This is a genomic window from Frigoribacterium sp. CFBP 13729 (assembly GCF_014841875.1).
Lineage (GTDB): Bacteria > Actinomycetota > Actinomycetes > Actinomycetales > Microbacteriaceae > Frigoribacterium.
This window is the reverse complement of record NZ_JACYUR010000001.1, coordinates 352,792-368,073: the sequence shown is the minus strand read 5'-3', so window position 1 is coordinate 368,073 and position 15,282 is coordinate 352,792. Positions and strand designations below refer to the sequence as shown.

The 15,282-nt window shown below is 70.9% G+C and carries 10 protein-coding genes and 1 tRNA gene; 8 read left to right on the top strand and 3 right to left on the bottom strand.

From position 1 onward, the window contains the following. Positions 1–173: 173 nt before the first annotated feature. The 4 genes from gltB to IFT77_RS01605 all read left to right on the top strand — a co-directional run bounded on the left by gltB (position 174) and on the right by IFT77_RS01605 (position 8,544). A complete protein-coding gene (gene gltB / locus IFT77_RS01620) occupies positions 174–4,754 on the top strand; it encodes a glutamate synthase large subunit (protein ID WP_192042305.1) in 4,581 nt (1,526 codons plus the stop codon). Next, a complete protein-coding gene (locus tag IFT77_RS01615) occupies positions 4,747–6,204 on the top strand; it encodes a glutamate synthase small subunit (RefSeq protein ID WP_192041687.1) in 1,458 nt (485 codons plus the stop codon). Before gltB ends, IFT77_RS01615 begins: the two co-directional genes overlap by 8 nt. 77 nt (positions 6,205–6,281) lie before the next feature. Then, entirely contained in the window at positions 6,282–7,730 is a 1,449-nt protein-coding gene (pyk, locus tag IFT77_RS01610) for a pyruvate kinase (RefSeq protein ID WP_192169062.1), read from the top strand. 196 nt (positions 7,731–7,926) lie between these two features. Beyond that, positions 7,927–8,544, top strand: coding sequence for a hypothetical protein (locus IFT77_RS01605; RefSeq protein ID WP_192169061.1), 618 nt, complete (start codon positions 7,927–7,929; stop codon positions 8,542–8,544). A 173-nt stretch (positions 8,545–8,717) separates the two neighbouring features. Here IFT77_RS01605 and IFT77_RS01600 read toward each other — a convergent pair whose 3' ends face one another. Beyond that, positions 8,718–8,921 carry a cold-shock protein gene (locus IFT77_RS01600; protein ID WP_055797427.1) on the bottom strand — a complete coding sequence of 68 codons (204 nt, stop codon included), beginning with the start codon at positions 8,919–8,921 and terminating at the stop codon, positions 8,718–8,720. 298 nt (positions 8,922–9,219) lie between these two features. Then, positions 9,220–9,302 (bottom strand) — tRNA-Leu (locus tag IFT77_RS01595). A gap of 39 nt (positions 9,303–9,341) precedes the next feature. On the opposite strand from IFT77_RS01595, the gene IFT77_RS01590 reads away from it, so the two are divergent. Continuing rightward, positions 9,342–9,947 carry an ANTAR domain-containing response regulator gene (locus IFT77_RS01590; RefSeq protein WP_146900783.1) on the top strand — a complete coding sequence of 202 codons (606 nt, stop codon included), beginning with the start codon at positions 9,342–9,344 and terminating at the stop codon, positions 9,945–9,947. Between the two features lie 99 nt (positions 9,948–10,046). On the opposite strand, the gene IFT77_RS01585 is transcribed toward IFT77_RS01590, so the two are convergent. Then, positions 10,047–10,523 (bottom strand): PaaI family thioesterase, encoded by a 477-nt coding sequence (locus tag IFT77_RS01585; RefSeq protein ID WP_192041684.1) that lies wholly within the window; start codon positions 10,521–10,523, stop codon positions 10,047–10,049. 44 nt (positions 10,524–10,567) lie between these two features. Between IFT77_RS01585 and polA the strand changes: the two genes are divergently transcribed. The 3 genes from polA to IFT77_RS01570 all read left to right on the top strand — a co-directional run bounded on the left by polA (position 10,568) and on the right by IFT77_RS01570 (position 15,282). Continuing rightward, entirely contained in the window at positions 10,568–13,240 is a 2,673-nt protein-coding gene (gene polA / locus IFT77_RS01580) for a DNA polymerase I (protein ID WP_192169060.1), read from the top strand. A 261-nt stretch (positions 13,241–13,501) separates the two neighbouring features. Further along, on the top strand, positions 13,502–14,263 hold the full coding sequence (locus tag IFT77_RS01575; protein WP_123545849.1) for a DeoR/GlpR family DNA-binding transcription regulator: 762 nt from the start codon (positions 13,502–13,504) through the stop codon (positions 14,261–14,263). Between the two features lie 8 nt (positions 14,264–14,271). Continuing rightward, positions 14,272–15,282, top strand: a complete 1,011-nt coding sequence (locus IFT77_RS01570) for a 1-phosphofructokinase family hexose kinase (protein WP_371740872.1) — start codon at positions 14,272–14,274, stop codon at positions 15,280–15,282.

Sequence of the window (15,282 nt, the reverse complement as noted above, 5' to 3'; positions counted from 1 at the left end):
CACCGCCTCACGGCTGCCACAAGCAGCCTCGGGAAGTCACGCTGCGCCGCACCCGGGCCCGCCACCACCGCCCGGACAGCACCTGCCGACGACGGCCGCCTCCGCGGCGTCGTCTCGACGACGGGCCGACGACGTCCCGACCCCCATCGGATCTCCCCGTGAGGACGGATCACATGGCGCTCACGCCAGTTCACCAGCAGTTCAGCACCGTTCCCGCTGCTGCGGGCCTGTACGACCCGCGCAACGAGAAGGACGCCTGTGGCCTCGCCATGGTCGCCACCCTCCGCGGGACCCCGGGCCACGACATCGTCGACGCCGCGCTCGGCGCCCTCCGCAACCTCGAGCACCGCGGCGCCATCGGCTCCGACGCGGGCACGGGCGACGGGGCAGGCATCCTCTGCCAGGTCCCCGACGCCTTCCTCCGCGCCGTCGTCGACTTCGAGCTGCCCGAGGCCGGGCAGTACGCCGTGGGCATCGCGTTCCTGCCCACCGACGAGCAGGAGCGGGCCGAGCTGAAGACCGGCGTCGAGCGGATCGCGAACCTCGAGCAGCTCGACGTGCTCGGCTGGCGCGAGGTGCCCGTGCGCCCCGACGAGCTCGGGACGCTGGCCCGCGGCGCGATGCCGGCCTTCGAGCAGCTCTTCGTCCGCAGCCGTCGTCACGGGGCCGACGGCGAGCTCCTCTCGGGCGTGGCGCTCGACCGCCAGGCCTACCGTCTGCGCAAGCGCGCCGAGTCCAAGCTCGGCGCGTACTTCACGTCGCTCGGCAGCCGCACCATGGTCTACAAGGGCATGGTCACGACGCTGCAGCTCGAGCCCTTCTACCCCGACCTCAGCGACGAGCGCTTCGCCTCGAAGCTGGCCGTCGTGCACTCCCGTTACTCCACCAACACGTTCCCGTCCTGGCCGCTCGCGCAGCCGTTCCGGATGATCGCGCACAACGGCGAGATCAACACCGTCCGGGGCAACCGCAACTGGATGCGGGCGCGCCAGTCGCAGCTCGAGTCCGAGCTCCTCGGCGACCTCAAGCCGCTGCTGCCGGTGGTCAGCCCGGGAGCCAGCGACTCCGCGTCGTTCGACGAGGTGGTCGAGCTGCTGAGCCTCACCGGTCGCTCCCTGCCGCACGCCATCATGATGATGGTCCCCGAGGCGTGGGAGAACCAGGTCGACATCGACCCGACCCTTCGCGACTTCTACGAGTACCACTCCATGCTCATGGAGGCGTGGGACGGCCCCGCCGCCATCACCTTCACCGACGGCAGCCTCGTGGGCGCCACCCTCGACCGCAACGGCCTGCGCCCCGGCCGCTACCTGGTCACCGACGACGGCCTCGTCGTGCTCGCCAGCGAGATCGGCGTGCTGCCCGACATCGACCCCGCGAAGATCGTCCGCAAGGGCCGGCTCCGCCCCGGCAAGATGTTCCTCGTCGACACCGAGGCAGGTCGCCTGATCGAGGACGACGAGATCAAGCGCGACCTCGCGGCCTCCGAGCCCTTCGGCGAGTGGCTCGCCGAAGGGCGCATCCGCCTCTCCGAGCTGCCCGAGCGCGAGCACATCGTGCACACGCCGGCCTCCGTCATCCGTCGCCAGCGCACCTTCGGCTACACCGAAGAAGAGGTGCGCATCCTGCTCACGCCGATGGCGAAGACCGGGGCCGAGCCCCTCGGCGCCATGGGCAGCGACACGCCGATCGCCGTGCTGTCCGAGCGTCCGCGCCTCCTCTTCGACTACTTCACCCAGCAGTTCGCCCAGGTGACCAACCCGCCGCTCGACTCGATCCGCGAGCAGGTCGTCACGTCGCTCTCGCTCGGTCTCGGCCCGGAGCGCAACCTGCTCTCGGCCACGCCGGAGCACGCCCGACAGGTCGTGCTCGACTTCCCCGTCATCGACAACGACGAGCTCGCGAAGATCCAGCACATCGACCCCAGCCCCGGGTCGCGCGTCACCTCGACGATCCGCGGCCTGTACCGGGCCGACAAGGGGCCGCGCGCGCTCGAGAAGCGCATCGCGGCCATGTGCAACGAGGTCGACGACGCCATCGAGGCCGGGGCCGAGTTCATCGTGCTCTCCGACCGCGACTCGAACCAGGACTTCGCGCCCGTCCCGTCCCTCCTCATGCTCGCCGCGGTCCACCACCACCTGATCCGCACCGAGAAGCGCATGTCGGTCGGCCTGATCGTCGAGGCCGGCGACGTCCGCGAGGTGCACCACGTCGCCACCCTCATCGGCTACGGCGCCTCGGCGATCAACCCGTACCTCGCCATGGAGACCTGCGAGAACCTCGTCCGGTCGGGCATGATCACCGGCATCTCGCCGGAGGACGCCGTCCACAACCTGATCAAGGCGCTCGGCAAGGGCGTGCTCAAGATCATGTCCAAGATGGGCATCTCGACCGTGTCGAGCTACGCCGCCGCCCAGGCCTTCGAGGCCGTCGGCCTCAGCCAGGAGTTCGTCGACACCTACTTCACCGGCACGTCGAGCGTGCTCGGCGGGGTGGGCATCGACGTCGTCGCGGCCGAGAACAAGCAGCGCCACACCAGCGCGTACCCGACCGACGGGTCCGTCGTGGCGCACGAGCGCCTCGCGACCGGGGGCGAGTACCAGTGGCGCCGCGAGGGCCCGCGGCACCTGTTCAACCCCGACACCGTCTTCCGCCTGCAGCACGCCACGCGCACGCGCCGGTACGACATCTTCCGCGAGTACACGAAGCTCGTCGACGACCAGTCGGAGGACCTGATGACCCTCCGCGGGCTCTTCTCGTTCCGGCAGGGCCTCCGCGAGCCGGTGCCCCTCGACGAGGTCGAGCCGATCGAGTCGATCGTGAAGCGGTTCTCGACCGGCGCGATGAGCTACGGCTCCATCTCGAAGGAAGCACACGAGACCCTCGCGATCGCCATGAACCGCCTGGGCGGCAAGTCCAACACGGGCGAGGGCGGCGAGGACGTCGACCGACTGCTCGACCCCGAGCGCCGCAGCGCGGTCAAGCAGGTCGCGTCGGGTCGGTTCGGCGTGACGAGCATGTACCTCACGCACGCCACCGACATCCAGCTCAAGATGGCCCAGGGCGCCAAGCCCGGCGAGGGCGGACAGCTGCCCCCGACGAAGGTCTACCCGTGGGTGGCACGCACCCGCCACGCGACGCCCGGCGTCGGCCTGATCAGCCCGCCGCCGCACCACGACATCTACTCGATCGAAGACCTCAAGCAGCTCATCTTCGACGTCAAGCGCGCCAACCCGACGGCCCGGGTGCACGTCAAGCTCGTGAGCCAGTCGGGCATCGGCGCGGTCGCCGCGGGCGTGACGAAGGCCCTCGCCGACGTGGTCCTCGTCTCGGGCCACGACGGCGGCACGGGCGCCAGCCCCCTGAACTCGCTCAAGCACGCCGGCACCCCGTGGGAGATCGGCCTCGCCGAGACCCAGCAGACGCTGATGCTCAACGGCATGCGCGACCGCGTCGTGGTGCAGGTCGACGGCCAGATGAAGACGGGCCGCGACGTCGTGATCGCCGCGCTGCTCGGCGGCGAGGAGTTCGGCTTCGCGACCGCGCCGCTGATCGTCGAGGGCTGCATCATGATGCGGGTCTGCCACCTCGACACCTGCCCCGTGGGCGTCGCGACGCAGAACCCCGAGCTCCGGGCGCGGTTCTCGGGCAAGCCCGAGTTCGTCGTCAACTTCTTCGAGTTCCTGGCCCAGGAGGTGCGTGAGATCCTCGCCTCCCTCGGCTTCCGCAGCCTCGACGAGGCGGTCGGACGCACCGACGCCCTCGACGTCGACCGTGCGCTCGACCACTGGAAGGCCTCCGGGCTCGACCTGTCGCCCGTGCTGGTCGGACCGCACTTCGACGAGGACGAGCCCCGCCGCAACCACCGGCAGCAGGACCACGAGCTCGAGTCGCACTTCGACGTCGAGCTCATCGCCCGCAGCTCCGACGTGCTCGAGAACGGCGGCCGGGTCGCGATCTCGCTGCCCATCCGCAACACCGAGCGTGCTGTCGGGACGATGCTCGGCCACGAGGTGACCGTCCGCCACGGCGAGCACGGCCTCCCCGAGGGCAGCATCGACGTCACCCTCACCGGGTCCGCCGGGCAGTCGCTCGGCGCGTTCCTCCCGGCCGGCATCACGCTCCGCCTCGAGGGCGACAGCAACGACTACGTCGGCAAGGGCCTCTCCGGCGGCACGGTCGTTGTGCGCCCGTCGCGGGAGAGCACCTTCGTGGCCGAGGAGAACGTCATCGCCGGCAACGTGATCGGCTACGGCGCGACCCAGGGCAGCCTGTTCATCCGCGGCATCGTGGGCGAGCGGTTCCTGGTGCGGAACTCGGGCGCCAGCGCGGTCGTCGAGGGCGTGGGCGACCACGCGCTCGAGTACATGACCGGCGGGCTCGCCGTCATCCTCGGCGACACGGGACGCAACCTCGGCGCCGGCATGTCCGGGGGGACGGCCTACGTGCACCGGCTCCGCAGCGAGCGGGTGAACGCCGAGTCCCTCGCGTCCGGCGAGCTCGAGCTGCACCCTCTCGGAAGCGCCGACGTCGAGATCCTCTCCGACCTCCTGTCGCGGCACCTCGCCGAGACGGGCTCGCCCGTCGCCGAGCGCCTGCTCGCCGACGTCGACGCCGCGGCGTCCGAGTTCGTCAAGGTTCTGCCGCGTGACTACGCCGCCGTCCTCGCCACCCGGCAGACGGCCGTCGACGAGGGTCTCGACCCCGATGGCGACGAAGCCTGGAAGCGAATCCTGGAGGTGACCGGTGGCTGATCCGAAGGGGTTCCTCAAGACCCAGAAGCGCGAGCTCCCGAAGCGTCGTCCCGTGTCCGTGCGGTTGATGGACTACAGGGAGGTGTACGAGCAGCAGGAGAGCGGCGAGCTCCGCCGACAGGCGGGCCGCTGCATGGACTGCGGCGTGCCGTTCTGCCACCAGGGCTGCCCCCTCGGCAACCTCATCCCCGAGTGGAACGACCTCATGTGGCGCGGCGAGGGCCGTCAGGCCAGCGAGCGGCTGCACGCGACCAACAACTTCCCCGAGTTCACGGGCCGCCTGTGCCCGGCGCCCTGCGAGGCGTCGTGCGTCCTGGGGATCAACCAGCCGCCGGTGACCATCAAGCAGGTCGAGGTCAGCATCATCGACCAGGCCTTCCAGCAGGGCTGGGTCACGCCTCACCCGCCCGAGCGCCTGACGGGCAAGACCGTCGCCGTCGTCGGGTCCGGCCCGGCCGGCCTCGCCGCGGCACAGCAGCTGACGCGGGCGGGGCACACCGTCGCGGTCTACGAGCGCGACGACCGCATCGGCGGCCTGCTGCGCTACGGGATCCCCGACTTCAAGATGGAGAAGAAGCAGATCGAGCAGCGGCTCGCGCAGATGCGCGCCGAGGGCACGCGCTTCCGCGCCGGCGTCGAGATCGGCCGCGACATCGCCTGGGACGACCTCCGTGCGCGCTACGACGCCGTCGTGGTCGCCACGGGCTCCACCGTCCCGCGTGACCTCGACATCCCGGGCCGCGACCTCTCCGGCGTCCACTTCGCCATGGAGTACCTGGTGCAGCAGAACCGCACCGGTGCCGGCGACCGGGTCGACGACCAGATCACGGCCGAGGGCAAGCACGTCGTCGTCCTGGGGGGCGGCGACACCGGTGCCGACTGCATCGGCACGGCGCACCGTCAGGGCGCCCTGTCCGTGACGAACCTCGCCATCGGCCAGCAGCCCCCGGAGGAGCGGGCCGAGTCCCAGCCCTGGCCCACCTTCCCGACCCTGTTCGAGGTCGCGAGCGCGCACGAGGAGGGCGGCGAGCGGATGTACCTCGCCTCCACCGTCGAGTTCCTCCGCAACGAGGTCGGCGAGGTCCGTGCCGTCCGCGTCGCCGAGACCGAGTACCTCGACGGCCGTCGCGTTCCCAAGGCCGGCACCGAGCGCGAGATCCCCGCGGACCTCGTCCTCCTGGCGCTCGGCTTCACCGGCCCGGAGCGCGACGCCATCGAGCAGCAGCTGCGCGTTCCGTTCGACTCCCGGGGCAATCTCGACCGCGGAGGCGATTACCAGACGTCCGAGCCCGGCGTGTTCGTGACGGGCGACGCCGGCCGCGGCCAGTCGCTCATCGTCTGGGCGATCGCCGAGGGCCGAGCGGCGGCCTCGGCCGTGGACGCCTGGCTCGAGGGCGAGACGATCCTGCCGTTCCCGGTCAAGCCCACGGATCGCGCCATTTCGGTCTGACCCGGCTCGAGTCGGGAATAGGCTGGTGGAACGGGTCCTCAGCCGTCCCACCCCCCCCTACCTACAGTAAGGAACACATGAGACGCGCAAAGATCGTCGCCACCCTCGGGCCGGCGACGTCGAGCTACGACGACATCCGGGCCATCATCGACGCCGGCGTCGACGTGGCCAGGATGAACCTCAGCCACGGCAGCTACGACGTGCACGAGTCCGTCTATGCCAACGTGCGCCAGGCCGCGGCGGACGCCGAGCGTCCCGTGGCCGTGCTCGTCGACCTGCAGGGCCCGAAGATCCGCCTCGGCAAGTTCTCCGACGGTCCGCACGACCTCGCGGTCGGTGACGTCTTCAAGATCACGACCGACGACATCCTCGGCACGAAGGAGATCTGCGGCACGACCTTCAAGGGCCTGCCCGGCGACGTCGCCGTGGGCGACCCGCTGCTGATCGACGACGGTCGCGTGAAGCTGCGCGTGCTCGAGACCGACGGGACGACCGTGACGACCGAGGTCGTCGTGGCCGGCACGGTCTCGAACAACAAGGGCATCAACCTGCCCGGCGTCGCCGTGAGCGTCCCTGCCCTGTCCGAGAAAGACGAGGCGGACCTCCGCTGGGGCCTTGCCCTCGGCGCCGACTTCATCGCGCTCTCGTTCGTCCGCGACGCCGACGACGTCACCCGCGTGCACGAGATCATGGCCGAGGAGGGGCGTCGTCTGCCCGTCATCGCCAAGATCGAGAAGCCGCAGGCCGTGGACAACCTCGAGGCGATCATCGACGCGTTCGACGGCATCATGGTCGCCCGCGGCGACCTCGGCGTCGAGCTGCCCCTCGAGGCGGTCCCCATCGTGCAGAAGCACGCCGTCGAGCTGTCCCGCCGCATGGCCAAGCCGGTCATCGTCGCGACGCAGATGCTCGAGTCGATGATCGCCAGCCCGATCCCGACGCGCGCCGAGACGTCCGACGTGGCGAACGCCGTCCTCGACGGTGCCGACGCGGTCATGCTCAGCGGCGAGACGAGCGTGGGCGAGTACCCCGTCGTCACGGTGCAGACCATGGCCCGCATCGTCGCCTCCACCGAAGAACACGGCCTCGAGCGCATCCCCCCGCTCGGCACGAAGCCGCGCACCCAGGGCGGCGCCATCACCCTGGCGGCGGCCGACGTGGCCGAGTTCGTCCAGGCGCGCTACCTCTGCGTGTTCACGGAGTCGGGCGACTCCGTGCGTCGCATGTCGCGCCTCCGCCACTCGATCCCGATCCTGGCCTTCACGCCCAACGAGGCGACGCGTCGCCGCATGGCGCTCAGCTGGGGGGTCCAGTCCTTCCTCGTCGAGAACGTGACCCACACGGACGCCATGTTCGAGCAGGTCGACGACATCCTCCTGGGCAACGCGCTCGCCCTCTCGGGCGAGAAGGTCATCGTCATCGCCGGGTCCCCTCCCGGCATCGCGGGGTCGACGAACGACCTCCGCGTGCACCGCGTGGGCGACGCGCACGGCGAGGCCGCACCGGCCTACGCCAGCACGAACTAGCGGCGACAGCAGCACGACCCCGGCACGGCCGGGTCGCCTCCCCGGAGGCGGCCCGGCCGTCGTCGTTCGCGGACCCGCTCCTGCCGAGACCCGCAGGACCCGCGCTCGCCCTCTCGCGCGAGGCGGGGTGCGCGCGGGTCCGCCGGGTCCGCGAGGTCGGCCGCCCGCCCTCAGACTGCGGGCGTAGCCTCCCGGCATGTCCGTCGGCCCCTCGCACCCTCGTTGCTTCGTCGTCGGAGGCGCCCTGTGGGTCGTGCCGAGCGGCACCGGCCACGACGTCGCCACGACTCGGCGCAGCCGTGCGGGCACCGTGGCCGCCGACCGCGCCGGGTCCGCCATCGTGGATGCCTGGACCTTGACCGGGGGAGTGACCGGGGGCTTCTTCATGGGGACCGTGGCGGGTGCCGTCTGGCACGTCGAGGGCCTCGGCGACCTCGCGGCGTTCGTCCTCTCGGGTGCCCTCGTCGGCGCCGTGCTCGCCGTGGGCACGAAACGGCTCTTCGCGGACTTCAGCGACCCCCGGCCGGACGTCGCACGACCGGACGGGCCGGACCGCGACCTGCCGGCCGTGCGTGTGCCGTGGGACGTCGCGAACGCGGCCCCGGACGACGCCGACGGTGACGAGCTCGCGCTGTGGTCCCTGCGCGCGGAGCGCTGGCGCCTCGCCCGGGCAGCCAGGGAGGCACGCGAGCTCCGTGTCGACCCCGACGTCGACGGCGGAGGCGCGGAGGCGGAGGCGGAGTACCGGGAAGCCGCGGCGGACTACGAACCGGTGGCGCGCCTCCTGGGGCTGCCGTTGCCGCTGCCCCTCTAGTCGACCTCGACCGGACGCAGCCGCACGGCGAGCTCGCGGCGCCGACGCGTCGGCGGCTCCGCCGGGGGCCGCTGTGGGCATGAGAGAAGCCCCGACCTGCCGGAGCAGATCGGGGCTTCAGTGTCGGGGACGATCAGATCGTCTCCCGTCGGCGTCTCGAGGACGCCGCCGAGTCAGATGACGCGGATGTTCTCGGCCTGGAGGCCCTTGTTGCCCTGAGCCGTGTCGAACTCGACCTTCTGGTTCTCCTCCAGGTTGCGGTAGCCGTCGCCGGCGATCGCGGAGAAGTGCGCGAAGACGTCAGTGGATCCGTCGTCGGGGGTGATGAAGCCGAAGCCCTTTTCGGAGTTGAACCACTTAACGGTACCTGTTGCCATTTTTCTTGTTCCTTCAATCAGAGTTGTCGATCTCGATTTCGAGATCGCTCGTCGCGGTGCCTTTTTGTCCGCTCCCTCTGAGAACGACGCCCCCTGGCCGCGATCCCGAGGAATCTCGACCTGGCACGTCGCGAGATACAAATGCGTAACACAACAACCAGTTCCACCAGCGTAGTGCACGAGCGGCCCGGGTCAACCGTTTCGACGCAGGAAGTCGAGATCGTCTCGATCTCGCGACCTGCGGACGGGCGCTCGCACCGCGCGCACGGCGCGGGGCAGGTGGGGGAGTCGTCGACCGTGCCGGATGTGGGACTCGAACCCACACGCCCTCTCGGACAGAGCATTTTGAGTGCCCCGCGTCTGCCATTCCGCCAATCCGGCTCACGACGACCGAGGCGAGAATACCGTAGGCTCTGCTTCGTGAGTGACCAGGAAGCAACACCAGCAGCACCCCGTCGCGTCGTCGTCGCAGAGGATGAGTCCCTCATCCGCCTCGACATCGTCGAGATCCTCCGCGACAACGGATTCGAGGTGGTGGGCGAGGCCGGAGACGGCGAGACCGCCGTCGCCCTCGCGACCGAGCTGCGACCCGACCTCGTCATCATGGACGTCAAGATGCCGAAGCTCGACGGCATCTCCGCGGCCGAGACGCTGAGCAAGAACCACATCGCCCCCGTCGTGCTCTTGACGGCGTTCAGCCAGAAAGAGCTCGTCGAGCGGGCCAGCGAGGCCGGCGCCCTGGCCTACGTGGTCAAGCCCTTCACGCCCAACGACCTCCTCCCCGCGATCGAGATCGCCCTCTCCCGCTACACGCAGATCATCACCCTCGAGGCCGAGGTCGCCGACCTGGTCGAGCGCTTCGAGACCCGCAAGCTCGTCGACCGGGCCAAGGGCCTGCTCAACGAGAAGATGGGCCTCACCGAGCCGGAGGCGTTCCGCTGGATCCAGAAGGCGTCGATGGATCGTCGCCTCACGATGCACGACGTCGCCCAGGCGATCATCGAGCAGCTGAGCGTCAAGAAGTAGCGAGCCCGTTCGCGACGAGAGGCCCGTCCCCGGTGGGCGCGGGCCTCTCGTCATGCGGGCACGTCCTCGGAACCGGCCGTGAGGCGCCGGCCGAGGAAGTCAGCCGCGGGCGTCCGTCAGGTAGTTCGTGATGCGGACCGTCGACAACAGGCGTCCGTCGTCGTCCGTCATGACGACCTGGTGCGTCGCGAGGGTGCGGCCGAGGTGGACCGCGGTGCAGGTGCCCGTCACCCACCCGGTCGTGGCCGACCTGCTGTGGCTGGCGTTCAGCTCGATCCCCATGGCGAGCCGCCCCGCCCCCGCGTGGACGTTCGCCGCCACGGAGCCGAGGGTCTCCGCCAGGACCACGTGCGCCCCGCCGTGCAGGATGCCGACCGGCTGGGTGTTGCCCTCGACGGGCATCCGGCCGACCGCGCGCTCCGCGCTCATCTCGAGGATCTCGATGCCCATCTTCTCGGCGAGGGCGCCGACGCCTCGGCGCCCGAAGAGCTCGACCGCGTCGTCGCTGAGGGCGGCGTCGGGACGCACGGTCCGCTCGGCGTCGTTGGACGAGGAGGAGGTGGTCGCGTCGGTCATGGTGCTCCGGATCCGCTGTCGGGGGCGCCCGCTAGGCTGACGGGGTGTCGGACGAAACGAAGCCTACCCTCCTGGTCATCGACGGCCATTCCCTCGCGTTCCGGGCGTTCTACGCCCTGCCCGTCGACAGTTTCGTGAACCGGGAGGGTCAGCACACGAACGCGATCCACGGGTTCATCTCGATGCTGCTCAGCCTCCTGAAGAACGAGAAGCCGACCCATCTCGCAGTCGCCTTCGACATCTCGCGGTTCTCGTTCCGCACGCGTGAGTACCCCGAGTACAAGGGCACGCGCTCCGAGACGCCGGTCGAGTTCGTGGGGCAGATCCCCCTCCTGCAGGAGGCGCTGCACGCCATGGGCATCACCACCATCACGAAAGAGGACTTCGAGGCCGACGACATCCTCGCGACCCTCGCCGTCCGGGGTCGCGACGACGGCTACCGCGTCCTCGTCGTCTCCGGCGACCGCGACGCCATCCAGATGGTCAACGACGACGTGACCCTGCTCTACCCCTCGGCGCGCGGCGTCAGCGAGCTCACCCGCTACGACCGCGACAAGGTGTTCGAGCGCTACGGCATCGAACCGCACCAGTACCCCGAGATCGCGGCCCTCGTCGGCGAGACGAGCGACAACCTGATCGGCATCGACAAGGTCGGCGAGAAGACCGCCGTCAAGTGGATCACCCAGTTCGGCAGCCTCGACGAGGTCATCGCCCACGCCGACGACATCAAGGGCGTCGTGGGCGGCAACCTCCGTGAGCAGAAAGAGCGCGCGATCCGCAACCGGCGGCTCAACCGCCTCGTGACCGACGTCGAGCTGCCCGTGGCGCCCGGCGACCTCGAGCGCCGCGCCGTCGACGCCGAGGCCGTCCGCGAGCTCTTCGACAAGCTCCAGTTCCGCACCCTCCTCGAGCGGGTGCTCACCCTCGCCGACGCGACCGGCGCCGCGCCCGACGGCTCGGGAGAGGGGGCCGTCGTGGCGGCCCCGGCGGGCCTGCCCGTCGTCCGCACCCTGATCGACGAGGAACTCGCGTTCTGGTTGAAGAAGCACGCGTCCGACCCGGCGGCGCCGGTCGGGCTCAGCGTCGAGTACGGCGCCGAGGGCGTCGTGGGGCTCGGCATCTCGTCGCACGACGAGTCCGCCTACGTGCCGTGGGCCACGGGCCGCGGCGACTACGTCGCACTCGAGGCCTGGCTCGACGCTGACTCGCCGAAGGTGCTGCACGACGCCAAGCGTGCCTACAAGGCCCTGTCCAAGGCAGGTCTCGCGCTCACCGGGATCGCCGGCGACACGCGGGTCGCGGCGTGGCTGCTCAGGCCGGGCCGCACCTCCTTCGCCCTGACCGACCTCGTCTACGAGCAGCTCGGCGAGACCCTCCCGGTCGCGGACCCGAACCAGCTCGTCCCGGCCGACGAGCAGGTGAGCGTCGCGACGGAGGCCTGGTACACGCTCCGGCTCGCCGAGTCGTTCCACGAGTCCCTCGACGAGGGCTCCCGCACCGTCCTCACCGACCTCGAGCTGCCCCTGGTCCCCGTGCTCGGCGACATGGAGCTCACGGGCGTCGCGGCCGACCACCCGGTCCTGGCCGAGCTCTCCACGCGCCTCGGCGAGACGGCGGCAGGTCTCGCCACGGACGCGTTCGCCGAGATCGGCCGCGAGGTCAACCTCGGCTCGCCGAAGCAGCTGCAGGAGGTCCTCTTCGAGCAGCTCGAGATGCCCAAGACCCGCGCGACCAAGACCGGGTACTCCACCGATGCCGCGTCCCTCGCCGACCTGCAGGAGAAGCACCCGCACCCGTTCCTCGGTCTGTTGCTGCAGCACCGCGACGCCACCAAGCTCCGTCAGATCATCGACACGCTCGACAAGTCGATCGCCGACGACGGCCGCATCCACACGACCTACGACCAGACCGGCACCACCACCGGTCGCATCTCGTCCGTCGACCCGAACCTCCAGAACATCCCGGTCAAGGCCGCGGTCGGTCGCGAGATCCGCGCGGCCTTCGTCCACGGCCCCGAGTACGAGACGCTCCTCACGGCCGACTACTCGCAGATCGAGATGCGCATCATGGCCCACCTCTCCGGTGACGCCGGCCTGATCGAGGCCTTCAACGCCGGAGAAGACCTGCACCGGTTCGTCGGCGCCCGCATCTTCGGCGTCGAGCCGGCCGACGTCAGCCCGGCGATGCGGACCAAGGTCAAGGCGATGTCGTACGGACTGGCCTACGGGCTCAGCGCGTTCGGCCTGTCGAAGCAGCTGCGCATCGAGAGCTCCGAGGCGAAGCAGCTGATGACCGACTACTTCGAGCGCTTCGGCGCGGTGAGGGAGTACCTGCGCAACGTCGTGGAGAAGGCACGCGAGGACGGCTACACCGAGACGATCTTCGGTCGCCGGCGCCCCTTCGCCGACCTCAAGTCGCCCAACCGGGTGCTGCGCGAGAACGCCGAGCGCGCTGCGCTGAACGCGCCCATCCAGGGCTCGGCGGCCGACATCATGAAGAGGGCCATGCTCGGCGTCCGCAGCGAACTCGACGAGCGCGAGATGGCCAGCCGTGTGCTGCTGCAGGTCCACGACGAGATGATCGTCGAGGTCGCGCCGGGCGAGGTCGACGACGTCCGCGACATCGTCAGCCGTCGCATGAGCGGGGCCGCCGAACTCCGCGTGCCGCTCGACGTCAGCGTGGGCCTCGGCAGCAGCTGGGACGCTGCGGCTCACTAGCGGCAGATCAGCGACGCACCAGGGCCGGCACCGGGGGTCACGTCGACGATGTCGGGGGTCGCGACGTCGCTCTCGTCCCCCCGAAACGGGCACAAGCGGGGGCGACACGCGCGTTTGACTTGACCAGGGGACGCGAACGGACTTATATAAACCCGGAACAACATCTGTTCCTGCTCTGCCTGCCCCAGCTGTCCACCCCCGCTCTTCCCGCTCGGCCTCACCGCCCCGCGAGCCGCACGACTGACGACGGAGTCTCCGCGCATGTACGCTCCCGAGCGCCACCAGCAGATCCTGGACTCGGCGCGCACGCGCGGCCGCGTCGAGGTCGCCGGTCTGGCCCGCGAGCTGTCCGTGACGCCGGAGACCGTGCGCCGCGACCTGACCGCGCTCGAGCGGCGCGGGGTCCTGCGGCGCGTGCACGGCGGGGCCATCGCCGTCGAGCGCCTCGGCATCGAGCCGCACGTCGCCGACCGTGAGGGCTCGGCTGCCGGCGAGAAGGAGCGCATCGCCCGCGCAGCCCTCGACGAGCTGCCCGACGGCGGGTCGATCATCGTCGACGCCGGCACGACGACCGTCCGGTTCGCCGAGCTGCTGCCGACGGACCGCGAGCTCACCGTCGTGACGCACTCGCTGCCCGTCGCGAACGTGCTCGTCGCCCGGCCCAACGTGACCCTCCACCTCCTGGGCGGAGTCGTCCGCGGCCGCACCCTCGCCGCGGTGGGGGAGTGGACCCGGACGCAGATCGCCGAGGTGTTCGCCGACGTGGCCTTCATGGGCACGAACGGCCTCTCGGCCGAGCGGGGCCTCACCACGCCCGACCTCGCCGAGGCGCGGGTGAAGAAGGCCCTGATGGCGGCCTCCCGGCGCACGGTCATCCTCACCGACCACTCGAAGTTCGGCCGGGAGGACTTCGCCCGCGTGGCTCCGCTCTCCGAGGTCGACACGGTCATCACCGACACGGGCGTCGACGCCGACCTCGCCGACGACGTCGAGCGCTCCGGCCCCCGGGTGGTGATCGTGTGATCGTCACCGTGACCCTCAACCCGAGCCTCGACCGCACCGTCGAGGTCGGTCGTCTCGACCGCGGCGACGTCGTCCGAACCGGCGCACCGCTCCTCGAGCCGGCGGGCAAGGGCGTCAACGTCGCCCGCGCCCTGACCGCCCACGGGGTGCACAGCGTGGCCGTGCTCCCGGTCGGTGGCCGCGAGGGCGCCGAGCTGAGCGCCCTGCTCGACGCAGCTGGCGTGAGCGCACGGTACGTGCCCGTCTCGGGTCGCACCCGGTCCAACCTGACCGTCGCCGAGCCCGGCGGCACGGTGACCAAGCTGAACGAGCCCGGTCTCGCCCTGAGCCACGACGACCTGACCGCGATCACGGCCGTCGTCCGGGCGACGGCGGAGGACGCCACCTGGATCGTCGTGTCCGGCAGCCTGCCGCCCGAGATCAGCACGGCGACGTTCGCCCGCTTCGTCGACGACGTGCGCCGGACCGGCGCCAAGCTCGCCGTCGACACGAGCGGCGACGCCCTGTCCGCGGCGGTCGAGGCCCGGCCCGACCTGCTGAAGCCGAACCTCGCCGAGCTCGCCGAGCTCGCCGGCCGCACGCTCGACACGCTGGGCGACGTCGTGGCGGCCGCCGAGGCCGTCCGCGCCTCCGGCGTCGGCACCGTGCTCGTCAGCCTCGGGGCGGAGGGCGCCGTCCTCGTCGGCCCCGACGGCGTCGTCGTCGGCACGTCCCACGTCGCCGTCCCGCGCAGCACCGTCGGCGCGGGCGACAGCTTCCTCGCGGGGTACCTCGCGAGCGAGACCGCAGGAGGCGCCCCCCGCGACTCCCTCCTCGCCGCCCTGACCTGGGGTGCCGCCGCCACGAGGCTGCCCGGCACCACGGTCCCGGCGCCCTCCGACCTCGACGCCTCCGAGGCGTCGCTCCTGGCGCAGCCCGACCTGACGAGCCCGCTCGTCGGGGACGCGGCCGCCGCCTCCTCGATCCCCACCCGACGCACCACGTCCCTGCCCACCACCCTCACCGAGACTCACCACTGA